The sequence below is a fragment of the Bacillus sp. 17RED48 genome, from assembly GCF_019837545.1.
Classification (GTDB): domain Bacteria; phylum Bacillota; class Bacilli; order Bacillales; family Bacillaceae_G; genus Bacillus_A; species Bacillus_A wiedmannii.
Genome location: NZ_JADAXG010000007.1, coordinates 34,081 through 58,380 on the forward strand (window position 1 = coordinate 34,081; position 24,300 = coordinate 58,380).

Here is a 24,300-nt window from a genome sequence, read left to right on the forward strand (position 1 = left end):
AAGGGGGACTTATGATGTTATATAAAGATATTTATTCATTTACTCCGACTGGAAAAATTGAAAATAATATAAAAGTTTTTCTATTAAAATACAATAAAGAACTTACATATAAGCATTCAATTCGGGTAGCAAATGAAGCCCAGAAAATTGTGATTAAGTATCATGAAAACGAGGAAAAGGCAGCAATGGCAGCATATTTACATGATATTAGTGCAATCTTTCCGAATGAAGAGCGGGTTGCAGTTGCTGAACAATTTGGAATAGAGATATTACTAGAAGAACGAGAATTCCCGATGATTATTCATCAAAAATTGTCGAAAATAATTGCAAAAGAGATATTTAAAGTGGAAGATGAAGAAATTTTAAATGCAATTAATTGTCATACTACACTACGTAAGCATGCAACGAAGATGGATTTAGTGTTATTTGTTGCTGATAAAATAGAGTGGGATCATAATGGGACACCACCTTATTTAGTAGAAGTAAAAAAAGGATTAGAAAAATCTTTAGAACATGGTGCTTTTTCATATATTTCATATTTGTGGGATAGAAGAGACACGTTGAAAGTTTTACATCCGTGGCTAGATGATGCATATTGGCAGTTAAAAGAAATTGTAGAGTAGAAAGGGTATAAGAATGCAATTAAAAGAATATATGAATCAAACATTTCCTGGAGTTACATTAGTACCACATATATACTTTCAGTGGAAAAATCATTTGCATTTTCATTTTGGGAAAGGGAAATGTCCAAATGTCGAAATGTCGAAAGAACCGACGATGTAAATATGGAATACTTCACTCAACTATATACATATAATAAATACTTATTTGAAGATATATTTTCAAAAGAAGATGAAGTGTTTTTAGTAATAAATGTTTATCGATTTAAAAAGGAAAACGTGAAAAATTCGCAGAAAATAAATGTATATAATCGATTTATTAAAAAGAGGGATTTAAAGTTCCAAATAAGACAAGAAACAGTACCTTTTCTATTTGAAGATGAAGAAGCTAATTTATATTGTACATATCAACTTTCGTTAAAATGTTTTGCTAGCGATATAAAGTATAAACCGCTTATTCAAGCTGCGAATCATGAAGATTTTCCAGGTCTTAATCCTCGTTTTGGACGTAAGGAAGAGATTTCTTATCCAGATGTATTTCTCATAAATGCAACGAAAGATATTATCATGTTTGTTTATGATGATAGAGGATGTGAAGTAATTGCGAAGAATAAAGAAACAATACGAAATTTATATGAGAAATATAAAGAGTGGATTCCAGATTATGAACGAGAAAGTATAGATAACTTATTTACATGACAACAATGGGGGAAGTGAAGCGTGTAATGAAACGTATTGCAATCGTAGCCGCATGGGAACCAGAACTTACGTATTTGCATCAATATTATCCAAGTGAACGCATTGAAAAAAGAGCAGCTTGGGAATTTCATTTTCATTATATCAATGATCTGGAAATTATTTCTGTTATAACTGGAGTTGGGAAAGTAAGCTGTGCTAGTTGTGCGCAATTATTAATTAGTGAATTTCAGCCAGATGAGTTGTTTATGACAGGTATATGTGGAAGTCTATCAAATAAGGTGAAAAATGGACATATTGTAGTAGCCCTTAATGCAATACAACACGACGTTACTGCTGCTGGTTCGGGGGAAGATGTTTTTAATTTATATAATGGTAGAACAGCACCTATTGAAACAACAAAGTCACTTGTAAGAAGAATAAAAAAGATACGATCTTATGATCCGATTCATTATGGTACATTTTTATCTGGAGATCAACGTATCCGTAGTTCAGAAATGAGATATTTACTCCATACTGTATATGGAGCATTGGCGGTTGATCAAGAAGTGGCAGCTTTTGCTTATGTGTGTCAAATCAATAAAAAACCTTTTCTCATTTTAAAAGCTGCTTCAGATCAAGCAAATGATAAAACGAAAGAGGAACAAAAAATCTTTAAAATGTTAGCGTGTGAACGAGCGTGCGAGCATTTAATTGCTTTTTTACGTGTGTATGAGATTAATGTAGTAAATAATAGATAGTAAGAGGGATTAATATTGGAAAGTACAAATAAAATAGCTATTCTGGGTGCAAACGGGAAAGCTGGGAAATTCCTTGTAAACGAAGCATTAGAAAAGGGATATCAAGTAAAAATATTAACAAGAAATTCTAATAATATGACGATAACTAATGAAAATTTAGAGACTATTATTGGAGATGCACGTGATTTTTCTTCAATACGTGAATTACTTCAAGGGTGTCAAGCTGTAATTAATGCGGTAGGTCAACCAAAAAATGAATCTTATATTTTTAGCACAGTAACAAAGCATATTTTAGAAGCAATGAAAGAGTTTGAAATAAAACGATATATTCTAATTTCTGGTGGTTCTTTAGATGTTACAGAAGATCAAAAGGGAATTGTAAATAAAATAGGAGCTACCTTGTTTAAAGCATTTTTATCAAAGATGATGCAAGATAAATATAAAGAATTGCAAACTATTCAAGGTAGTGATGTAGATTGGACAATTGTTAGATTACCATTTGTTATGGAAGGGAAGAGCATTGGAAATATAAAGGAGAGTTTAGTAGATATGCCAGGAATCAAAATTCAAAATAGTGATATTGCACCATTTGTGATAAAACAAATTAACAGTGAGAGATATGTAGGGAAGTGCCCGTTTATTTCAAATTAAATGGTTTAATTAAAAGTTAAAGAATGATGGGTAGATTGGCACTAGTACATTTTACGTATTTGAATGCTAAGTTTAACACGAGTAAGTGGGGGAGAATTTTATATGATTCAATACAAAAGATGCAGTGAAGTAAGTATAGATTTAGTGTATGAAGCTTTTAAAGATGGATTTTCAGATTACATTATTAAAATGGAAGTTTCAAAAGAAGATTTTATAAAAAGGTTTTTGGGACCAGAAGGGAATTCACTAAAACATTCCTTTCTTGCTTTAGACGGTAACAAATCTGTTGGTGTAATACTTGGCGGGATAAAGGATTATGAAAACATAAAAACAATGCGTTGTGGAACATTAGCGGTTCATCCTAATTACCGCGGTATTGGTGTGAGTCAAAAATTATTTGAACTGCATAAGGAAGAGGCGCTTCAAAATGAGTGTAAGCAACTTTTTCTTGAAGTCATTGTAGGCAATGACCGAGCGATTCATTTTTATACGAAATTAGGCTATGAAAAAGTGTACGATCTATCTTATTATAATTTAAAAGATATGACTAAAATAATAAATAAAGATTGTAAGGAAATTGAAGTAAAACAATTAGAATTTCCAGCTTTTAAAGTTGAAATTCAGAAATGGTTACACTTCCATATAAATTGGCAAAATGATATGGATTATATCGAAAAAACAAATAATACATTTTACGGTGCATATGTCGATAATGATTTAAAGGGTTCAATATGTATGAATGAACAAGGTAAAATTAGTTTTATATTCGTAGACAAAGACTATAGAAATCGTAGTATTGGATCAAAATTATTACAAGTAGCAAGAGAAAACTTACATGTATCAAGTTTATCAATTGGGTTTCCAAACAACAATTTACTGGAAGGGTTTTTAAAGAAAACTGGATTTGAAAAGAATTCATTAGCACAATATGAAATGTATGTATTGTTATAAAAAGCGAAAGGAGTCATTATTTCGCTTTTTATTTTTGTGCTATATTGATATTTTATTTTGTATAATATTCTTTTTTTATGTAAAATAGATAGGATGGGAGGGGATGAAATGAATAATGGATTAAAGTTTAAGATTTTTGAATTACATTGTTTCGTTCAAAAGACTTATTCTGATATTAAAATAGCATGTGATATTGCCATTTATCAAGAAAACACTTCTAAATATTTAATTTCATTAGGGTTTTTAAATAAATCATATATGACTTATATAGAAGCAAAAAGATTTTATCGTGAAAATGAAGAACTTATAAGTGTAGAATTTGATAATTTCTTTGATACATATGATAAATTAGAACAAGAATTAAAAAAAGTTATTTCAACTGAAGATAAGAATCCTTCATTGCTACATAACAGGCTTGATCAGTTTCAGCAAAAAGTTGAAAATATAAATGACCTAATAAAAGTATTGCAAAATGCTCGTTAAAGAATACTTTTTCTTTTTCATATAGAAAGTATGTATTAAAAATATATTAGGGATATGACATATTGAAGAGGTGACTTTTGTTGATTACAGAAGTCATCTTTTTATAATACAGTTTTGCGTAATGTGATGTACTTTTTATTTTTTCTATTTTTGATAGGAATACATTGAAGCAGTTTCATATTTTAGGAAATTATACGAGGAAAATAAAATGAAGAATAAAAAAGAAATAGCTATAGTTGCATTAACAACAGGGTTAGTTTTAACAAGTGTAACACCATATGGAATAGCTTATGCAGAAGAAACGGGTCAAATGCAAGTTGAAATTCATGAGGATTCGTTCCGTACAGGTGCACTTACACAACCATCACAAAAGATGCCTGAGAACGTAGTGAAAGATGCACTTAAGGAAAAGGCGGAGCATGCTTTGTCTCCAAAACAAGTTAGTGGGGACAAAGGAGTAGATTACAAAGTTGTTCAAAAACGTGCTTCTTATGATGGGACTACACTTGTGCGTATGCAACAAATATATGAAGGTAAAGAAGTATATGGACACCAATTGACTGCCCATGTAGATAAAAAGGGTATTATTAAAAGTATTTCAGGAGAAAGTGCACAAAATTTAACACAGGTAGATTTAAAGAACACTAGTACTTTCTCAAAAGAAGAAGCAAAACAATATATTTATACGAAATACGGGAACGATATTAAATTTATTTCTGAACCAGAAGTTAAGGAAGTTATTTTTGTTACTGAAAATAATGGGCAGGCTAGCAATGCATATCAAGTTACATTTGCTGCTGCAACACCAAACTATGTAACTGGAACTTATTTAGTGAATGCTCATAATGGTGATATGTTGAAAAATATGGTGCAAGAGTCAGATTTAAAAGTAAGTGAAGAGCATGTTGAAGCTATTAAGGAGAGTAAAAAAAGCAATTTTAAATCATTAACCGGAACTGGAAAAGATGATTTAGGTATAACTCGTACATTCGGTATTTCTGAACAAAGTAACGGGAAATATGCGCTTGCTGATTACACAAGGGGGCAAGGAATTGAGACGTACGATGTAAATTATAGAGATATTACTTTAGAAGGTAAATATTATCCTGGTATATTAGCAACTAGCACTTCAACAACATTTAATGATCCAAAAGCGGTAAGTGCTCATTTCTTAGCAACAAACGTATATGATTTTTATAAAGACAAATATAAGCGTAATAGTTTTGATAATAAGGGGAAAAAAGTAGTTTCAGTTGTACATGCATGGGATTCTGGAGAAATAGATGATCCTAAAAATTGGGGAAATGCATTTAGTGCTAATGTTAACAATGTTAGTATGCTTATATATGGTGATCCAATGGTTAGAGCGTTTGATATAGCGGGCCATGAATTTACACATGCGGTTACATCTAGCGAATCTAATCTTGAATTTTTCGGAGAATCTGGAGCAATTAACGAGGCATTATCTGATATTATGGGAACGGCTATTGAGAAATATATAAATAATGGAGAATTTAATTGGACAATAGGAGAACAAACTGGATCAGCTCTTCGTAATATGAAAAATCCATCTGCAGTCAAATTTTTTAATGGAGTACCGTATCCAGATGATTATAGCAAATACAGTGATTTAAACGGAGAAGATAATGAGGGCGTTCATTTCAACTCAAGTATTATTAATAAAGTCGCGTATTTAATTGCACAAGGTGGCACTCATAACGGTGTAACTGTAAATGGTATTGGTGAAGATAAAATGTTTGATATTTTCTATTATGCAAATACTGATGAATTGAACATGACTTCTAATTTCTCTGAATTAAGATTAGCGTGTCTTAAAGTTGCAACAAACAAATATGGAGCGAACTCAATTGAGATTGAAGCGGTTCAAAAAGCTTTTGATGCAGCAAAAATTAAAGGAACAGTGAAAGAAAACGAAAAAAACGCAGAAAACGAAATCCCAGAGCTAACTGTACCGTTTACAATTACACTGCGTATAGGTGATACGTTTGACCCGATGAGTAACGTAAAAGCTGTTGATAAAGAAGATGGTGATTTAACAAATAAAGTAAAACATAAAGGCGATGTAGATACTTCTAAACCAGGTACATACATTGTGGACTACTCGGTCGTTGACTCTCAAGGGGGACATACAGCGGCTACACAGACTGTAATTGTAGAGGGAAATGGAGAAACATTAGATTTAAACCCTACATTAACAGTGCCTACTGCAGCGACAATTCATGTAGGAGATTCATTCGATCCAATGGCAAAGGTATTAGCTATTGATAAAGAAGACGGCGACCTTACTTCTAAAGTAAAAGTTAATGGTGAAGTAGATAGCACTAAAGCCGGTACTTACGTATTAACGTACATAGTTACAGATTCTAAAGGTCATAAAGTAACTGCGGAACAAACTGTAACGGTCAAAGTTAGAGATGAAGTTAAAAATGAAATACCAATACTAAAAGTACCTGCTACAACTACAATTACTGAGGGGGATCAATTCGATCCAATGGTAGGAGTATCAGCTACTGATAAGGAAAACGGTGACCTTACTTCTAAAGTAGTTTATGAAGGAGATGTAGATCCCTCTAAAGCTGGTACTTTTAAAATAATATATAGTGTCACAGATTCTGTAGGTAATGAGATACATGCAATACAAAAAGTATTAGTGAAGGATAAAGATACTAGCAAAGCTAAAGGTCTTACTAATAACAGTAATATCCCGAACAGCATTAATTCTGATAAAAAAGAATCTACATATAAAGAGCTTCCCAACACGGGTGCAAGTGAAACGAACAGTACAGCAATGGGCATATGGATGATTATTGTCAGTACAGTACTCACTTTGGTTCGCAAATTTAGAAAGATATAAAAATAATAGTAGGGATTATTTCTCACACAATAATTATTAGATGAATTTTTTACTTAATAAGATTTTAGTATTTAAGTAGTGTATTTGGCTTCTATAAAACTTTGTGCCTGGACACTGTTTTGCCTACAGACCTACATTACATATAAAACACGTTACTATTCTCATTCAAATAAAAGAATAGTAACGTGTTTTTTTGATTTAAAAATAGCCTAAATTCAAAAGGCCATGAGTGTGGAAGTAATTCTAATCTGCCATTGATAAGTTACTAAAAACACTTTGTTTTAATGAAAGTTTAACTCTATATGACAACATGAGATTTTCGGTATTTACCAGGTGTTTCGTTAGTGAATTTTTTAAAAATTTTAGTAAAATAGCTTTGATCACTAAAGTTGAGCGAAGCACATATGTCTGATAAGGGATAGGTTGTGAAAGTTAATAACTTTTTTGCTTCTTCGATTCGTTCACGTTGAATGTACTCAATTAATGAAATACCGACTTCTTTTTTGAATAATATAGATAAATAATCTGAATTTACGTTTGCAAATTTAGCAAGTTGTTTAACAGATATTTGATTGTAAATATTTTCAAAAATATAGTTTTTGCAAATAGCGATTGTCTTTGAGTGCTTCTGTACTTTTTGTGCTTTTACACAGTCTGCAAAAGTACAGAAAACATTTCTTAATAAATCCCAAACAGATTGTGTGTCTTTTAAATCCTCTGTCTTTTGAATGTGTAGATCGTAAATCTTGTAAGCGATCCCGGAAGGAAGTCCTCCTTTTATAGCATATCTAGTAGCAAGTGTGATGGATGAAATACAAATGTTTTTATGACGTCTTAATTGATGAAATGAAGATAAGGATGAAAGAGTCTCTTGTTGGAATTCGTAATAATATTTGAGTGCGCTTTCTTTATCCCCGTTTTCTATAGCTCCAAGTAGTTGGTTCTCTATATACAAATTATGACAGATAGATTCGTTTTTTTGCATTGAAATATATACATCCTCGTTTAAGATACTGCTATGACTTACATGAAATGAGTCACTGTTATTTGAAAAGGTACTTACATCTGAATTTTTTTTATAGAGAATGTTATAGAACAATATTGCTATATTTACAAAGAAATTTTGATCTTTGACTGACAATGAAAAATAATGGTCTCTTGTTCTTTTATAATTCGAAATAAAATTAAGGTTACTATCCGTTTTACTTGTAGAAAAATTTACATGTGTCAAGGGCCCAATAATAACAGTACCGTTCACTATATAATGGCTCTTTATGTGAATTAAAATGAAGTGCCCTAAATATTGGTGAATTCTGAAGATAGGCGAATTAAATGAATCATTTTTTTGAAAAAGCACATGTAACTGTTCTATTTTTGATTTATAGAACGAATGTGAATCATCTTTTGATGTAAATTCTAAAAGAATATTTTTGTTACAATCTAAAAAACAAACTGGAATTTCAAAAGATTGGAAAAACATATTACAAATGTACTCTATCTCAACTAGACTGAGCTTTTTAGTCATATTATTCCTCCTTACAGTTGTGTGTAATAGTTGAATGTTTATATATTCCCTTTTTTCATAATAAGTAGAAACGGAAAAACTTTATTTATAAAAATTATAAACTTCTAAGAATAATACCATAATTTAACATGGTTAGCACATATTATTTGAATATACAGGTAATAGTTTTAGGGGGGAACGTAAAATATGAATTGTCACACTTATTCGTTGTTCATTGCTTATATGTATCAAAAATGATTAAGATTGGATTTTAAATAGGGATAGGAAGGGAGAGATTAATGAATTGAAGTTAAGTAATTAATGTGAATTTTCGATAGAAGTTAATATGTAACGATTTTCGAAGTAGAGATATAAGTGTAATTCAGGGGGAAAACTACATATATCATACGGAGAGACAACGTAATAATAGAAAATAAGAAGAGTGAATAAGTGATTGTAAACAATGGATTGTTGGACGACTATGTTTTAGGTTACTCGTTTAAATCTGGTACTTGGCACACTATTGCTTTTAAGAGGGTAATAGTAATAAAGAGATTTTTAAAATGATAGAAGTAGTAAAGGGGATAAGAGAAATGAAAAAAATATTTAGTGTGCTTTTAGTATTTTTCTTAACATTTTCTACATGGTCTAGTGTATTAGTAAAGGCAGCTTCACCATCCAAAGGTACTTTAACGATTCATAAATATGAACAAGAAAAAGAAAAAGAAAAAGAAAAAGAAAAAGAAAAAGAAAAAGAAAAAGATGGCGCACCGGGGCTAGAAGGTGATGGCTCTGCAAATCAAGAGGTACCAACAAATGCGAAACCGTTAAAAGGTGTAACGTTTGAAGTGAAAAGGGTTGCATCGTTTGAAAAAATTTCAAACGATGGGAAAATCGTGAAAGAAGATGTGAAGCCTATAATGGGAGCAACTCCAACTCAAGTAGTAACAGATAATAACGGACAAGCTGTATTAAAAGATCTTCCGCTAGGACGTTATGAAGTGAAAGAAGTGGCAGGACCTCCGAATGTTAACCTAAATCCAAATACGTATACAGTGGATATTCCATTAACGAATAAAGAGGGTAAAGTGCTAAACTATGATGTTCATATGTATCCGAAAAATGAGATTAAACGTGGTGCAGTTGATTTAGTAAAGACTGGTGCAAATGAAAAAGCATTAGCAGGTGCAGTATTCTCTTTATTTAAAAAAGATGGTACAGAAGTGAAAAAAGAGTTAGCAACAGATGGTAATGGGCATATTCGCGTGCAAGGATTAGAGTATGGGGAATACTATTTCCAAGAGACAAAAGCGCCGAAAGGGTATGTACTAGATCCGACTAAACACGAGTTTTTTATAAAGAACTCCGGAACTATTAACGAAGATGGAACAATTACTTCTGGTACAGTAGTTAAAGTAGAAGTGCAAAACTATGAAGAACCAAATATTGATAAAAAGATTAACGGGGATTTGGAAGCGTTACCAATTAATCCGTTAACTAATTACAATTATGATATCAAAACATTAATTCCAGAAGACATTAAAGAATACAAAAAATATGTAGTAACAGATACTTTAGACAATCGTTTAATGATTCAAGGAAAACCAGTCGTGAAAATTGATGGAACGGAAGTAAATGCAAGTATTGTAGAGGTAGCTGTAGAAGGCCAAAAAGTAACAGCTACAGTAAAAGATTTCACAAAGTTAGATGGTAAAAAAGAATTTCATTTACAAATTAAATCACAAGTAAAAGAAGGAGTACTATCTGGTTCGGAAATTTTAAATACAGCAAAAATTGATTTTATAAATAAAAATGATGTAATTGGAGAAAAGGAATCTAAACCTGTAGTTGTTGTTCCGACAACTGGAATTATCGAGTTAACAAAAGTTGATGGTGCTGATAAGAAGAAATTAAAAGGTGCGGAGTTTGTACTTAAAGATAAAAATGGAAAAATAGTTGTTGTGGCAGGTAAAGAAGTCACAGGTGTATCAGATGAAAATGGTGTTATTAAATGGACTAACATTCCGTATGGAGACTATCAAATTTTTGAAACGAAAGCACCAACTTATACAAAAGAAGATGGTACAACAGCTTCATATCAATTATTAAAGGACCCTATTGTTGTAAAGATTAGCGAAAATAATCAAACGGTTAAATTATCGATTGAAAATAATAAAAGTGGATGGGTTCTTCCTGTAACGGGTGGTATCGGAACGACTCTATTTACTGTACTAGGCCTTGCGTTAATGGCTACAGCGGCATTTGTTTTCTTTAGAAAAAAGTTTGCTAATAATTAAGGTTTTAGGAACATGTAACCAAGTGATGTGAAAAGGGGAGAAGCAAAATGCTCCCCTCTTTTCAATATTTTAGTATATGCAGAGGTGGAAATATGAAACGAAATCTTGTTTTAGGAGGTATTTTTTTATTTGGATTAGCTATTTTTTTATATCCTACTATTAGTAATTGGTTGGCGACTCGTGCACATTATTCTGAGATTAGCTCCTACGATAAGAAAATCAAAGCACTACAAAAGAAAGAAGTTGAACGTAGGGAAAAAGAAGCAACCGAATATAATAAACAAGTTCAAACTTCCATGAAAACATTTGCAGATCCATTTTCTGAAGAAAAAAATAATCATCAAGCGTATGTCGATGCGTTAAATTTAGGTGATGTAATGGGGTATATTGAAATATCGAAAATTAATATAAAACTGCCAATCTATCAAGGGACCTCTGAGGAAGTTTTGAGTCGCGGGGTAGGTCATTTAGATTATTCTTCACTTCCGGTAGGTGGAGAAAATACGCACACTATTTTAACAGGGCATCGTGGTTTACCATCAGCAAAATTATTTACAGATTTAGATAAATTGAGTGAAGGAGATCTTTTTTATATTCATTCTTTAGACAAAATTCTTGCTTATAAAGTAGATCAAATTAAAGTAGTGTTACCACACGAAACGGACGATTTGAAAATTGTGGAAAATAAAGATTATATAACATTAATTACATGTACGCCTTATGGAGTAAACACAAATAGATTACTGGTTCGAGGTGAGCGTGTGGAGTTTAACGAGAAAGAAAAACAAAAAATGCGTAAAGAGATATTTATGTTTAATAAGTGGACCGTAGTAGTCTTAATCCTATTATTATGTGTGTTACTAGTCGCAATTTATAAGAAAAAATTAACTCGATAGAATGAATTTATTTATCCTGTATTAATGGGCAGTGGGACCGAAAATCCAGAGATAAGCAAAGAAGGTATATAGGGGATGAAGTAAATCCTCACTGAAAAAAGTTTCACTTTATTCGACTGTAGAAAAAATACGGTAAAGGTGGGGACAAAGGAATTGAGGTTACGATTAAAGTTGGTAAGTATTCATTTTATGGTTTTGTTAATGTTATGTGTAAGTTTTGTCGTATATGCACCAAAAGAAGCATATGGATCCACGACTAACTTAGAAGGTCTAGGGGATATATCGCGTTATAATGCTGTTGTCTTTGGTAACCATATAGCAGTAGGTGGCGACATTGAAGGAGCAATTGCAGTTCAAGGTGATATGGATGCATCTGGTTATACAATTGTAGGTGCAGCAGCGGGAACATCTAATATAGTTGGGGGAAAATGGGATGACGAGGGATATCCATCCTTGTTATTGTCTGGAAAATTTAAAAAGTCAAGAGAGGAATCTTTTATCATTCAAAACGGAATAGTCGTAATGACAAAAGAGAGTGATCCAGATCGTATCATACAATCTTCTTATGATCGTATCGTTTATAAAGAAAAACTAGAAATTAACGCGAAATTTAATGAATTTCACAACATAGTGAACCAAGTCAGTAAAAATGCAGGTCAATATAAAACGAATACCCCAATTCCAAATATGAGTTATGGAATCGGAAAAGATATAAACAATCCTAATATTTATGTTTCATCAGAATTGGTAGGGAAAATCAATTTAGATATAAGAGATGTCTTTTTACCTAATGCTAAAGGAAAAGATTTTATCGTTATGTATTCAGATGCAATAGAGGTTACATTTAAAAATGGTGCTATCTTATATGACACGAACAATATTGGTAGGGCTACAGATATAATTCCTACATCACAACCCTATTCTCCTAATTCACCGTTCACTGAGTTATACGGGAAGGTGATTTGGGTTTTTCCTAATGCAAAAAAAATCACAACAGAGGGATATGGTGTCGTTGGGAGTGTGTTTGCTCCAAATGCTGTATTAGAAACAAAAGGCGGTTCGATTAATGGACAAGCATTTGTCGGTGCAGTACAACAAACTGGTGGATTTGAATTTCACAATTTCAAATTTAATTGGCAACATTGGTACAAGCCTAGTACAGGAAAAGTAAAGATAAAAAAAGTAGATAGTAATAATGATAATAAAGAATTGATGGGGGCAAAGTTTCATATTGAAGATTCAAATAAAAAAGTAGTTGGTGAGTTAGTAACAGATGAAAAAGGAGAAGCGATATCAAAAGAATTGCCAATAGGTAACTATACCCTAGTGGAAGTAGAAGCACCTAAAGGTTATGAATTATTAAAAGATAAAATAGCTGTAAAAATAGAAAAAGATACAGTAGTAGAAATTAAAATAGGGAATAAGAAATTACCTGACCCGACTGGGCAATTTGAAATTGAGAAAGTTGATGATAAGGATATTAATTTAAAACTAAAAGGTGCTGTATTTCAAGTGTTAGATAAAGAAGGTAAAGAAGTTACTAGATTAACAACGGATGAAAAAGGAAAGGTGATTTCCAACCAGTTAGTAATTGGAAAGTATACGGTTAAAGAAATAAAAGCGCCAAACGGATATATGTTACTTAGAGATCCAATAGAAATAGAAATTACAGAAGCGGTAAGGACACAAAAACTAACAGTGAAAAATGTGAAAAATAATTGGGTAATTCCTAATACTGGTGGCAGCGGAACAACAAGTTTTTACGTGACTGGTTTTGTGCTAATGTTTGGTGTGCTATATTTCTGTAAGAAAAATCGTTACATTAGATAGTTTTTAGGGGATGAGTTCGGCATTGTACTAGATTCATGCTACTAAATTTGTTGAAGAAGGAAGGATAATAGTAAACATAGAATATATTAATAATTAAAATGTTTACGAGGTGAAAGTGATGGCAATAAAACAAGACGAAATTAAAGTAGTAGTCGGAGCTGGGGTGTTTAATAATAATCCAGGTTGGATACAAACGCAAGAAGATGAACTTAATTTACTAGATAAAGTTACGTGGGAAGAAAGATTTGAATACAATTCTATTTCAGCTATTTTAGCTGAGCATGTATGGGAACACCTTACGTTTGAAGAAGGTGTAAGGGCAGCAGAAATTTGTTATGAATTTTTAAAGCCAGCAGGGCACATTCGGTGCGGTGTTCCTGATGCATTTTTCCGAGACGAAGCATACCAAAATATAGTTCAAATAGGCGGACCTGGTCCGAAAGATCATCCAGCAGCAAGTCATAAAATTGTTCATAATTATAAAACATTAACGAAAATGTTTGAAACTGCTGGATTTGAGGTAGTTTTACTTGAATATTGTGATGAAAATGGTCAGTTTTATTACAACGAATGGGATGCAAATGACGGTGTTATTTTCCGTTCGAAAAGGTATGATTCTAGAAATAAAGGTGATAAACTTGGTTTTCCATCTTTAATTGTTGATGCGATTAAATGATAAATTTTTCAAGCAAGTAATTATAAAAAGCAGAAAGTGTTCTTTCTGCTTTTTATTTTGCAAAGGGGATGAATATACTATGCAACCTATAAAACAAGTGGCATTAACATGCATTACTCATGATCCAACAGGGAGCTTATTATCTACAATAAAAGAACTAAAAGAGGAATTGTTAAATTTAAATTATGATAAAAAATATATAACAATTAGTAATGTAACACCTAAAGAGGTTGTAAAAGAACTAGCAGAATGTAACTTCCATATAAATATAGTAGAAAAATTAGGAGTAGGGAACGCACGTAGGGATTCTTTGAAGTTTGTTAGTAACTATAATCATGATTACTATCACTATTGTGATTTTGATCGTTTGCTAACTTGGATTAAAGAATATCCAGCTGAGCTTAATTTGTTCATTCAGAATATAGTTGATGTAGATTACTTAATCATTGGCAGAACGGAGAAAGCTTTTCAGACACATCCTGAAGAATGGAAAATTACAGAAACAGTATCGAATAAAATTATGTCATTACAATTAGGGAAACAAGTAGATATTACAGCTGGTTCATGTGCGTTATCAAAACAAGCAATTGATTACATAATAAAATATTCTAAATGCAGAATGACTGATGGAGAATGGCCAATGATTATAAATACTTTTACAGATTTTAATATTGGTTACATTGCGGTAGAAGGTTTAAAATACGTGAACAACCTTAACCAAGATAATATTATTGACCCGATAAAAGCATGGTCAATTAGATTAGAGCTCTCATATATAATAAGTCGATCAATTTTGGAGTTAACAAAAACCTCTTAAATTAATGGGATGTAATAGTGATTTCCTTTTTTATTGAAATCATGTAAAATAAAAATAGAACGTACATTCGTTTAGGCGAAAAGGAGGTTAATTTATAATGTTAGCTGTAATAGATAAACAAGGTAATGAATATGTAGTACAATTTGAGCGTTATTTTTCATATTCGATAGAGGAAGTTTGGTCTGTTTTAACAGAAAACAGTAAGCTTAAAAAATGGATGTCTAATTTACAAATTGAAAGTCTTAAAACGGGTGGAATAATAAAGTTCGACATGATGGACGGTTCATTTATAAATATTGATATTTTAGAGTGTCAAGTAAATTCAGTACTTGAATTTACTTGGGATAAAGATCGTGTCCGATTTGAAATACATAAAGAAGAAAGTGGGACTCTTTTACTTCTTAAAGAGTACATTCATGTATTAACTGATCATACACCGAAAGATATAGCTGGTTGGCATATTTGCTTAGATCTTTTTTCTTCCGTACTAGAAGGGAAAGAAAAAGAATTTTCTAAAGATGAATGGCAACAATGGTTTGAAATATATAAGGATAAGGTTCTTGAAGTGAGAGGATAATTACGTAAGATAATATATTTATTATGTAATTATTATATTGTAAAAATGGTTTTCATGAAAAATAAGAATAGAGGTTAATATGAAAGTAAATCAATTAATTGCTAATAACATAAATAAATTAGATACAGCTATTCCATTTAATAAGTCGTTTGGAATTGCTGGTTTATCAGGATCAGGTAAAACAACCTTTTGTCAAACGATTGGTGAAGAATCAAAAAAACGATTAGTTTCTTTATTGCCAAAGGCTGAATATCAATATTTATTTCCTAACATTATGGAAACGAATTTTAGTGCTATTAAGATAGAAGATATGCCTTTAGTTCTTTTTCTAGGAAAATCATCGATTTCTTCCAATCCACGTTCAACAATCGGTACACATACTGGTGTTTTCACAGAGGTACGTGAAAAACTTGCTGATGTATTTCATCTTTCACCTGAGGTTTTTTCATTCAATAACCAGTTAGGCTGGTGTACTGGCTGTAAAGGCCGAGGTACTACTAAAAATATTGAGTGTAAAAAATGTATGGGAAAACGTTATAGCGAAGAAATCGAACAACATACGATAGATTTATTTGCTAAACCACATACAATTTCAAATATTAATGATTTAAGTGTTGAGTCTATTCTTTCGTTAGCGGAAGAGTTAAATATTAGTGAAGCAAAGCAACATATACTGAAAAATATAATTAATATGAACATTGGTTATTTAACATTAAATCGAATTATGGGTACGTTGTCAGGTGGAGAGTTAACAAGACTATATTTGGCTGAATTTATGGCAGTAAGCGAAAATGCTGTAATTATTATTGATGAGATTTCAGTTGGACTTGATCATGAAACATTATTACAAATATTAGAAGAGATTAAGCAGTTAGGGTGTAAAAATCAAATTTGGCTCATTGATCATTCAGATACTGTACTGGATACAACAGATGAGCAATTGTTCTTTGGACCTGGTAGCGGAAAATATGGTGGACAAATTGTGAAAGAATCGCCAAGACCAAAACCAATACTGTCGGATCTAAATAAAGAAGTACCAACAGAATATTATACATTCCATGAATTAAATTGCCGTAATATCCAAATGGCGGAGTTTCAAATCCCTAAAAATAGGCTTGTGACGGTTACTGGAGAATCTGGATGCGGGAAATCTACACTTGTCAATGAATGTTTAGCTACAGATTTCTTGAAACGATATCCAAAAGATAAATTAGTTATGGTAGGACAAGATCGAAATCAATCCATTACAAGTCGATCAACTGTAGCCACTTTCCTAGATATTAAAAAGAAACTCACAAAGTATAGCGAAGAAATTGATGATATTTTTGAGCGTTCGATTGAGGATATTATAGATGAACTCCCAAATGAAGATATTGCGTATAAACGCTTGAGTTTATTAATTAAATTAGGACTAGGTTATTTAACGTTAGAACGAAAAACACAAACATTATCAACAGGTGAGTTCCAATGTGTTCATTTAGTTTCGGAGTTATTTGCAAACACAAGAAATCCACATACATTATTTATTTTTGATGAGCCTTCAAAAGGTTTATCACAAAATATTTTAAACCAATTTATAGATAGTGTTAGAGGGATATTACAAGATGAATCAGTCTCTATCATCATGATTGAACATAATAGTTATATGTTAGAAAGCTCTGATTATATTGTAGATTTCGGGAAAAGACAGCTTGAATCTATAAAGCATCTTGATGTAGTAAGTCATGAAGATTATTATCGTCAAAAAAGCAGTGTGAATAATGCAGAGCAAATACATATTTCTTCAGCACTTAAGCATAAAGAAGGCGTTCACTATTTAGAAGAAAATCATATTCACTATTTTAAAAATGCCGAAAATATTTATAAGGGTGGTATTTTAAAAAGTTTATCATCAATGGCCCGTTTAATTTATAGTGAATATGAATCTGATACAATTGCACCTGTTGTTGCTATTGATCTTGAAAGACATTTATATAGTCAATATAGTTTCTTATATGAAATTGGTGGACTAATTAATCATATTGTAGCTGCTCATCCAACTAATAAAGATACGAGAAGTTTTGATTTCTATTCACAGGACAATCATTGTCCATCTTGTTCTGGACGCCTTCAAATTGAAGTTTTTGATAAAGATATTGCAATTCAAGATAAAAACGTTCCATTTTGGGATGGTTTATTTGATCCGGAAATCATGAAAGTATTAAAATTTTATCAATATGAAAAAATAGAATTTTTATTTGAAGAAATTAAAAATGAGCTTGGTCAAGATTTATCAAAGAGCTATAATGATATGTCAGAAGAAGAAAAGCATACGTTTTGGTACGGATATTTTGAAAAATCATTTTATGATAAAAAAGGAAAGACACGCAGAACATGGGTAGGATTTAATACGATTATTGGTGGATATATTGTTATTTCAAAAGCAGCTATTAAAGAGGAAATTAAGACTTCTAAAGAATTGATAACATGTCCAATTTGTGAGGGAACGGTATTAAATCATCAAAAACCGCTTAAATTTGCTAACTTCGATATTCGTGAAATTATCAATCAACCTATTGATGAAGTGTTGAAGATAGTCGGTGATTTACCTGCACTTCAAAAATTGAAATCTATTGTTGGTGGCGATATGAGATTGACAGAAGATGTTTCTTTATTGCCAAGAAAAGCACAAGTTGCACTGAAAATGTTTGAATTAGAACAGGCAAGCTTTTCAAACTACGAAATGGTGTTACAAAATGTCTTACCATTCTGGGACGAAATAAAAGGAAATATCGAATCCATTAGTGTTAATAATCAAGTAACTGTTTGTGATTTCCCTAATGTTTATGAAACGAGAGAAAACATTATAGATAAGTATTTCACAAATGGTAAATATAAAAAACTTACGTATGTATACGAAGCGTTTGGATACAAAAAGTTAGTTACCCAAATTAATAAAATTAAAAAAAGTAATCCATGTCCATTCTGTAAAGGAAAGAAAGTTATAACGGAAGATAATCTACATGATGGTGTATTTAAACTAACAATTCCATGTGTAACTTGTACTGCAACTGGTATTAATGACGAAGGACTAAAAGAAGTTGTTGAGAGCGTGGATGTACAAACATGGTTAACTGGAAAAGTTTGTGATGTTGTGGATGAAAGCTTATTAACAGAAGATGTTTCGCAAATACCAATTTTTAATCGCATTCGTGAATTGGATAAACAAGATATGATGGCGGTTTATGAATGTCTGGAGATAAATAATTAAGCGAAACAACTAATATGTTGATTAGCATAATTGATTATAAAAACGAAAATATGCAATTTTAATTATATAAATATAACGCATTTAATTATTATTTAAATCATTAAAAGTAGTTGACTCTCACACAATGTCATTGTTTAAGATGAAGTTGAGCTTCGAAGTAGATGTAATTCATAGGAGGAAAACATGTTTAAAATAGGGGATTTTTCAAAACTATCTTCCATTAGTATACGTATGTTGAGACACTACGATAAAGTGGAATTATTACAGCCAGTAAAAGTCGATGAACAAAGTGGATATCGATATTATTCAGCAGCCCAATTAAAGAAAGTAAATCAAATTCAAACATTAAAAGATATGGGGTTTAATATTGCTACTATTAAAGAAATAGTAGAGAGCGATAATATGGAAGTAATAAAATTACAATTTGAAAATCGTAGTGCTCAAATAAAGGATGAAATGGATGACCTCCAAAAACAATTACGTCTTCTCGAAGCCTCAATGAAAACGATGAGAGAGGATGTTGTTGAGATGAACTATCATGTTTCAATAAAAGAAATTCCAGAAAGAAATGTAGCTAGTGTTAGAAAGGTTATTCCATCTTATAATCGCGAAGGGGATTTATGGGGTATATTAATGCAAGAAATACAAATGAAAAATATTAGCATTGCCCATCCGAGTTATAGTATTGCAGTTTTCCATGATCGTGAATACAAAGAAAATGATGTAGATGTAGAAATACAGCTAAGTATTTTAGGGAAGCACGAAAAGACAAAAGACGTTACATTTAAAAATATTGAATCAACTAATGTAGCTTCCATAACGGTTAATGGAAGTTATGAACAAATGACAGCTGTAAATGAGGCTGCAGCAAAATGGATTGAGACAGAAGGTTACGAATTAGCAGGTCCAATGTATAATATTTATCATGTGAGCCCAGCGATGGAATCGGATCCTAATAAGTGGGTTACAGAAGTTTGTTATCCAGTTAAATGATGATAAAGAAAAAAGGCATATAATTAATGCCTTTTTTCTTTATGGGTACCGTCAGGGAAATGTTACAATGCTAAACCTTTTTTTCTGACGATTCTCCCGTTTTTAATAATGTTAAGAAAGTTTCAGTGGCCTTAAAGAATCTAATGAGATCACTTTCTCTGAATTAAAATGGTATTCTCCTAGCAAATTAATATGTTCCCAGCAAAAAGGTGACATATGGTGCAAGATTACGGTTATGGCGGGTGTAAACCAACCAGAACGTGATCTTATCCGTATGCGGTAGCGTGAAGGAATTGAACTGGCTAAGAAAGAAGGAAAGTTTAAAGGTCGGTTAAAGAAGTACCATAAACATCATGCAGTAAAGCTTAATAAAGAGGGAGATATGACTGTAAATCAAATTTGTGAAATTACAAATGTGTCTAGGTTCTCATTATATAGAAAGCTATCGGAAAGGAACAGTTGATGAGTTATACTAAAAATAGGAAATATTACAATAGAAAATAAATTTCATATAGAGGTGGAATTATATGCCTAAAATTGACAATATGTTAGCAATTCTATGGATGCTTCGTTCAGGTGAAAAAATTACTGCAAAACAAATTTCAGAAAAGTTAGAGATGAATATAAGGACTGTGTATCGTTATATTGATACAATTTCAACAAGTGGCGTACCTATCATTTCAGAACCAGGACATAACGGTGGATACACTTTATTGAACAATTTTATTGAGGCTCCTCTTTTTTTTGATTTTGAGGAGCAAACTGCACTATTTCACGCTGCTGTTTTTGCAGAAGAAGCGGGATATTATGGAGGTGAAGCACTAAATAGGGCCATTTCAAAACTAAGTAAATACTCAAATCAAGAGCAGGAAACAAAGATAAACCAACATTTAGCTAGTCTTGAAGTAATAAGTCGATTAAGTTCGCTCTCTATGGAACCTTTTTTGAAGGAGTTGGAGCAGGCGGTAGCTGACGGGTACTCAGTAAAAATTATTTACCATAAAAGTGGTGAAAAGCAATTAAATTATAGATTGGTCGATCCGTACAAAATTATCTATTGGAATAATAAGTGGTATGTGATTGGATTTTGTCATCTTAGGAATGATATCCGTAGTTTCAGAGTAGATCGAATTGAAAGTCTAATGCTAACAGAAAATAAGTTTAACCGACCAGAAAATTTTTCAGCACGTGACTTTTTTATAAAAGGTCTTCTTCCAACTATAGAAGATAAGGAAGGGACTATTTCTTTGGTTATTAATGGGGATAAAAGTGTATTGGCTGATATTTGCCAACATTGGTTTTTAGGACATTATTTACAAGAACGGACTTCAAATCAAGCAGTTTTTCTTCTTGAAAAAGATATAATACATACATATGTACCTTATTTACTTTTGCCGTACAATAAATCTATTAAAGTTATTGAGCCAATAAGTCTTAAGAAAAGACTTATTGAAGTTCTTTCAGAATTAATAAAATTTCATCAAGTAATATAACTTCCCTGACGTTAACTGTCAGGGAAGTTATATTATAATAGCTATATAAATTGTGATTGGAGTGTTATTGGATGCAAACAAAAAAAGTATTTCTATATGTATTTAACACAATGTCGGACTGGGAATTTGGATATTTAATTGCAGAATTAAACTCAGGAAGATATTTTAAAAAAGATTTAGCACCTTTAAAAGTAATTACAGTAGGAGCTAATAAAGAAATGATTACTACTATGGGAGGACTGAGTATAAAACCAGATATTTCCCTTGATGAATGTACTCTTGAGAGTAAAGATCTTTTAATTTTACCAGGAGGGACTACTTGGAGTGAAGAAATTCATCAACCGATCTTGGAAACAATTGGCCAAGCTTTAAAGCTTGGTACTATTGTTGCTGCAATTTGTGGTGCAACTGAGGGCCTCGCGAATATGGGATACTTAGATACTAGAAAGCATACAAGTAATAACTTAGAATATACTAAAATGGTATGTCCTAACTATAAAGGAGAAAAGTTCTATGAGTCGGAATCTGCGGTATCTGATACGAATTTAGTTACTGCATCAGGAATAGCTCCTCTGGAATTTGCAATGGAGGTACTGAAAAAAATAGATGTATTTACACCAGATGCATTACATTCATGGTATAACCTAAATAAGACTCATAAACCTGAATACTTCTTCAAGTTAATGAATTCAATAAATAAATGAAGTAACTGAAAAGCTCAATTTCTCTATTTTGATTTGTAGAGAAGTTGGGCTTTTTAATTTGGAATTTTCTTATCGTTGTAAATTCGTATTTTCCTGACGCTACCCTTTTATCAACTTATCCGTAAATATCAAGAGAAATTACTTCTTGATTCGATTCGTCAACTACTGTCAAAATTTTATTTAAAAATGTACAAAATGAGCGGAGTGTAATGGATATTTTCGTTCTTCAATTTCAATTAACCAATCATACATAATTATCTTTCCATCCATAGTAACTTTTTTCGATCGTATTGATCAATCATTACACCAACTAAAGGGCCGAATAAAACAATTGGCAAATTAATAGTAAATAAAGAACTCATAATTACAGCTGAACCGGTTAATTGATAGGCAATCCAAGGCAATGCAAAAGTATATAGTGAATCTCCAATTCGTGAAATGAGTAAACCAAAAATGAAAATCTTGTATTCTTTTGAGAAAGTTGTCTTAATGGTAAGCCTGCGTTCTAGTATAAATTTCACAACTGTTTGAACCACCTTTATTATAGAGGAATTTGAAAATCATCCGTCCAATACTTGTTATATATAGAATTCTGTAATTTTTAGATGAATCCTACTTTTTATAGGTATTTTTAAAATCTAAAGGAGGAAATAAAAATGAGGGCAGTATTATGAAAAAGATTTAATTGCGAACAGGATGGGGAGAAAATTCATTAACAAAGTATAGACATTCGTGGAAAGAAACAGTACCTGAGTATATAGCGCAAAACCTACTTGATGCTGTGTGTTGGATTGAAGATAATTTAAATACATAATAAAATTATAGTAAACTATTTTATTCAAAGGTCGTTAGGAGGGAAAATATTGATACATATAGATAAGAATGTGCGAACAGCTGGTGCGTATGTAATATATAAGAATTTATTTGTTTTTCAAGTTGGTCCAACGAATAAAGGTGATACATTAGGTGTAGTAAGGCTCGGAGGACATAAAGAAGGGGATGAAACAGCAGTAGAAACAGCTAAAAGAGAAGTGAAAGAAGAAGCTACTATCGATATTGCTATATTGAGTTCACCAATTACATATTATAAAGAGAATTGGAATGCAAAATCAAAGAAAGTAAAAGTAGAAAATGAAGTCAATCCAATTTTAATTATTGATAGTCCAGATGAAACTTTATCTATTATGTATATGGCACATGCAGAAAATGAACCAACTCCATCCTCTGAAACGAACGGGCTCTTATTACTTTCAGTAAGTGATATTAGGCTAATTTGTAGTAAAAAAATAACACTAAACGATTATATTAAGCAAGATGGAATAGCTGTATTGAAAGAAAAAATGAATAAAGAGTTAATCTTACAACCTTTTCCACAACTTATGTTTTTAGCAGGAATTTTAAAAGAGGATCCTTTATTACTGCAGCAGTTTCTAAATTAGCAACAAAAGCCACCTTAATAAGGGGCTTTTGTTTTAAATAATTTAATGGTATGTGTATCCTCCATCAGGAAACAATACATTGCCTGTAGTAAAACTATTTTGCATTAAATATAGAACAGTATGTGCAATTTCATCATTATGCCCAGGCCTCTTTAGAAGAGAAAGAGATTTATAAGCTTCATAAGCAGCTAGTCTATTTTCGTTTTGTTCATTTTCCCTCCGTATCGTTCCAGGGGAAACAACATTAACTCTTATAGGAGCTATTTCAACAGCTAAAGCTTTCCCTAAACTCTCAATAGCACCATTACAAGCTCCATAAGCAGGTGCCCCTTTAAGCGGTTTTTGACTAAATGCACCGGACATTAATACGATAGATCCGGAGTCTGAAAGAAAAAGAATTGCATATTTTACGGCATAATATTGTGGCCAAAACTTGCCGATAAAGCTGCTTTCAGCAATATCATCAGTAGCGGTTATAGGTCCAAGTGTGTAAGAGGCTCCTGGTGTGAACAAGTGATCAAAATTCCCAACTTTCTTGAAAAAATCTTGTAATTGGTTTTTATTTTGGTTATCCAATACATAAGTTTGAAGATGAAGGTTATTTATTACTTCTTGAGCAATCATTAATTTTTCAGTCGAATGCCCTGCAATAATAACATGTGCTCCTTGTTCAATTGCTTGTTTTGCTGTTGCAAACCCAATACCAGAACTCCCACCAATGATAACGATACGGCTACCTTTTAATGTAGTAATAGACATATTTAAGCCACTCCTTTAATAAAAACGTTAAAATAAAACTATTATTTCT

At 31.7% G+C, this 24,300-nt stretch carries 20 protein-coding genes and 3 pseudogenes; 20 read left to right on the forward strand and 3 right to left on the reverse strand.

The window, feature by feature from the left end:
• Nucleotides 1–14 precede the first annotated feature (14 nt).
• The 7 genes and pseudogenes from yqeK to ILT06_RS23295 all read left to right on the forward strand — a co-directional run bounded on the left by yqeK (nt 15) and on the right by ILT06_RS23295 (nt 7,016).
• Nucleotides 15–623, forward strand: coding sequence for a bis(5'-nucleosyl)-tetraphosphatase (symmetrical) YqeK (gene yqeK / locus ILT06_RS23265; RefSeq protein WP_064475299.1), 609 nt, complete (start codon nt 15–17; stop codon nt 621–623).
• Between the two features lie 13 nt (nt 624–636).
• A pseudogene (locus ILT06_RS23270) lies at nt 637–1,319 on the forward strand (DUF3885 domain-containing protein).
• On the forward strand, nt 1,316–2,056 hold the full coding sequence (gene mtnN / locus ILT06_RS23275; RefSeq protein WP_098102356.1) for a 5'-methylthioadenosine/S-adenosylhomocysteine nucleosidase: 741 nt from the start codon (nt 1,316–1,318) through the stop codon (nt 2,054–2,056). Before ILT06_RS23270 ends, mtnN begins: the two are co-directional and overlap by 4 nt.
• 15 nt (nt 2,057–2,071) lie before the next feature.
• Complete coding sequence (locus tag ILT06_RS23280; protein WP_064475300.1) at nt 2,072–2,707, forward strand: SDR family oxidoreductase; 636 nt, start codon at nt 2,072–2,074, stop codon at nt 2,705–2,707.
• 102 nt (nt 2,708–2,809) lie between these two features.
• Complete coding sequence (locus ILT06_RS23285; RefSeq protein WP_000617082.1) at nt 2,810–3,658, forward strand: GNAT family N-acetyltransferase; 849 nt, start codon at nt 2,810–2,812, stop codon at nt 3,656–3,658.
• 108 nt (nt 3,659–3,766) lie between these two features.
• Entirely contained in the window at nt 3,767–4,141 is a 375-nt protein-coding gene (locus ILT06_RS23290) for a hypothetical protein (protein ID WP_001059012.1), read from the forward strand.
• Between the two features lie 208 nt (nt 4,142–4,349).
• Nucleotides 4,350–7,016: a M4 family metallopeptidase gene (locus ILT06_RS23295; protein WP_064475302.1), complete on the forward strand. Its 2,667-nt coding sequence runs from the start codon at nt 4,350–4,352 to the stop codon at nt 7,014–7,016.
• Nucleotides 7,017–7,314: 298 nt separating this feature from the next.
• Here the strand turns inward: ILT06_RS23295 and ILT06_RS23300 are convergent, their stop codons facing one another.
• Nucleotides 7,315–8,541 carry an AraC family transcriptional regulator gene (locus tag ILT06_RS23300; protein WP_064475303.1) on the reverse strand — a complete coding sequence of 409 codons (1,227 nt, stop codon included), beginning with the start codon at nt 8,539–8,541 and terminating at the stop codon, nt 7,315–7,317.
• Nucleotides 8,542–9,113: 572 nt separating this feature from the next.
• On the opposite strand from ILT06_RS23300, the gene ILT06_RS23305 reads away from it, so the two are divergent.
• The 11 genes and pseudogenes from ILT06_RS23305 (at nt 9,114) to ILT06_RS23355 (ending at nt 22,053) form a co-directional block, all read left to right on the forward strand.
• Entirely contained in the window at nt 9,114–10,817 is a 1,704-nt protein-coding gene (locus tag ILT06_RS23305) for a SpaA isopeptide-forming pilin-related protein (RefSeq protein WP_222655579.1), read from the forward strand.
• 92 nt (nt 10,818–10,909) lie between these two features.
• Nucleotides 10,910–11,713: a class C sortase gene (locus tag ILT06_RS23310; protein WP_222655580.1), complete on the forward strand. Its 804-nt coding sequence runs from the start codon at nt 10,910–10,912 to the stop codon at nt 11,711–11,713.
• A gap of 153 nt (nt 11,714–11,866) precedes the next feature.
• Complete coding sequence (locus ILT06_RS23315; protein WP_222655581.1) at nt 11,867–13,543, forward strand: SpaA isopeptide-forming pilin-related protein; 1,677 nt, start codon at nt 11,867–11,869, stop codon at nt 13,541–13,543.
• A 118-nt stretch (nt 13,544–13,661) separates the two neighbouring features.
• A complete protein-coding gene (locus tag ILT06_RS23320; RefSeq protein WP_000985677.1) occupies nt 13,662–14,219 on the forward strand; it encodes a class I SAM-dependent methyltransferase in 558 nt (185 codons plus the stop codon).
• A gap of 79 nt (nt 14,220–14,298) precedes the next feature.
• Complete coding sequence (locus tag ILT06_RS23325; RefSeq protein ID WP_222655582.1) at nt 14,299–15,036, forward strand: hypothetical protein; 738 nt, start codon at nt 14,299–14,301, stop codon at nt 15,034–15,036.
• 97 nt (nt 15,037–15,133) lie between these two features.
• Nucleotides 15,134–15,613 carry an SRPBCC family protein gene (locus ILT06_RS23330; protein ID WP_064475309.1) on the forward strand — a complete coding sequence of 160 codons (480 nt, stop codon included), beginning with the start codon at nt 15,134–15,136 and terminating at the stop codon, nt 15,611–15,613.
• A gap of 79 nt (nt 15,614–15,692) precedes the next feature.
• Nucleotides 15,693–18,863: an ATP-binding cassette domain-containing protein gene (locus ILT06_RS23335; RefSeq protein WP_222655583.1), complete on the forward strand. Its 3,171-nt coding sequence runs from the start codon at nt 15,693–15,695 to the stop codon at nt 18,861–18,863.
• 183 nt (nt 18,864–19,046) lie between these two features.
• Complete coding sequence (locus ILT06_RS23340; protein ID WP_098111713.1) at nt 19,047–19,856, forward strand: MerR family transcriptional regulator; 810 nt, start codon at nt 19,047–19,049, stop codon at nt 19,854–19,856.
• A 226-nt stretch (nt 19,857–20,082) separates the two neighbouring features.
• A pseudogene (locus ILT06_RS23345) lies at nt 20,083–20,319 on the forward strand (helix-turn-helix domain-containing protein); the annotation flags it as partial.
• 64 nt (nt 20,320–20,383) lie between these two features.
• Complete coding sequence (locus tag ILT06_RS23350; protein WP_064475312.1) at nt 20,384–21,349, forward strand: helix-turn-helix transcriptional regulator; 966 nt, start codon at nt 20,384–20,386, stop codon at nt 21,347–21,349.
• 71 nt (nt 21,350–21,420) lie between these two features.
• Nucleotides 21,421–22,053 carry a type 1 glutamine amidotransferase family protein gene (locus tag ILT06_RS23355; protein WP_222655584.1) on the forward strand — a complete coding sequence of 211 codons (633 nt, stop codon included), beginning with the start codon at nt 21,421–21,423 and terminating at the stop codon, nt 22,051–22,053.
• Between the two features lie 269 nt (nt 22,054–22,322).
• On the opposite strand, the pseudogene ILT06_RS23360 reads toward ILT06_RS23355, so the two are convergent.
• Nucleotides 22,323–22,574 (reverse strand): annotated as a pseudogene (locus tag ILT06_RS23360) (MFS transporter); the annotation flags it as partial.
• Nucleotides 22,575–22,738: 164 nt separating this feature from the next.
• On the opposite strand from ILT06_RS23360, the gene ILT06_RS23365 reads away from it, so the two are divergent.
• Complete coding sequence (locus tag ILT06_RS23365) at nt 22,739–22,867, forward strand: hypothetical protein (RefSeq protein ID WP_255449769.1); 129 nt, start codon at nt 22,739–22,741, stop codon at nt 22,865–22,867.
• Nucleotides 22,868–22,916: 49 nt separating this feature from the next.
• Complete coding sequence (locus tag ILT06_RS23370; RefSeq protein ID WP_103655353.1) at nt 22,917–23,492, forward strand: NUDIX hydrolase; 576 nt, start codon at nt 22,917–22,919, stop codon at nt 23,490–23,492.
• A gap of 42 nt (nt 23,493–23,534) precedes the next feature.
• Here ILT06_RS23370 and ILT06_RS23375 read toward each other — a convergent pair whose 3' ends face one another.
• Entirely contained in the window at nt 23,535–24,251 is a 717-nt protein-coding gene (locus ILT06_RS23375) for an SDR family oxidoreductase (protein WP_222655585.1), read from the reverse strand.
• Between the last annotated feature and the right edge of the window lie 49 nt (nt 24,252–24,300).

Bases quoted from the DNA above. Each gene is read 5' to 3' on its own strand.
- yqeK (WP_064475299.1), top strand. From the start codon at position 15: ATGTTATATAAAGATATTTATTCATTTACTCCGACTGGAAAAATTGAA.
- mtnN (WP_098102356.1), top strand. From the start codon at position 1,316: ATGACAACAATGGGGGAAGTGAAGCGTGTAATGAAACGTATTGCAATC.
- ILT06_RS23285 (WP_000617082.1), top strand. From the start codon at position 2,810: ATGATTCAATACAAAAGATGCAGTGAAGTAAGTATAGATTTAGTGTAT.
- ILT06_RS23290 (WP_001059012.1), top strand. From the start codon at position 3,767: ATGAATAATGGATTAAAGTTTAAGATTTTTGAATTACATTGTTTCGTT.
- ILT06_RS23295 (WP_064475302.1), top strand. From the start codon at position 4,350: ATGAAGAATAAAAAAGAAATAGCTATAGTTGCATTAACAACAGGGTTA.
- ILT06_RS23300 (WP_064475303.1), bottom strand. From the start codon at position 8,541: ATGACTAAAAAGCTCAGTCTAGTTGAGATAGAGTACATTTGTAATATG.
- ILT06_RS23305 (WP_222655579.1), top strand. From the start codon at position 9,114: ATGAAAAAAATATTTAGTGTGCTTTTAGTATTTTTCTTAACATTTTCT.
- ILT06_RS23310 (WP_222655580.1), top strand. From the start codon at position 10,910: ATGAAACGAAATCTTGTTTTAGGAGGTATTTTTTTATTTGGATTAGCT.
- ILT06_RS23320 (WP_000985677.1), top strand. From the start codon at position 13,662: ATGGCAATAAAACAAGACGAAATTAAAGTAGTAGTCGGAGCTGGGGTG.
- ILT06_RS23325 (WP_222655582.1), top strand. From the start codon at position 14,299: ATGCAACCTATAAAACAAGTGGCATTAACATGCATTACTCATGATCCA.
- ILT06_RS23330 (WP_064475309.1), top strand. From the start codon at position 15,134: ATGTTAGCTGTAATAGATAAACAAGGTAATGAATATGTAGTACAATTT.
- ILT06_RS23335 (WP_222655583.1), top strand. From the start codon at position 15,693: ATGAAAGTAAATCAATTAATTGCTAATAACATAAATAAATTAGATACA.
- ILT06_RS23340 (WP_098111713.1), top strand. From the start codon at position 19,047: ATGTTTAAAATAGGGGATTTTTCAAAACTATCTTCCATTAGTATACGT.
- ILT06_RS23350 (WP_064475312.1), top strand. From the start codon at position 20,384: ATGCCTAAAATTGACAATATGTTAGCAATTCTATGGATGCTTCGTTCA.
- ILT06_RS23355 (WP_222655584.1), top strand. From the start codon at position 21,421: ATGCAAACAAAAAAAGTATTTCTATATGTATTTAACACAATGTCGGAC.
- ILT06_RS23375 (WP_222655585.1), bottom strand. From the start codon at position 24,251: ATGTCTATTACTACATTAAAAGGTAGCCGTATCGTTATCATTGGTGGG.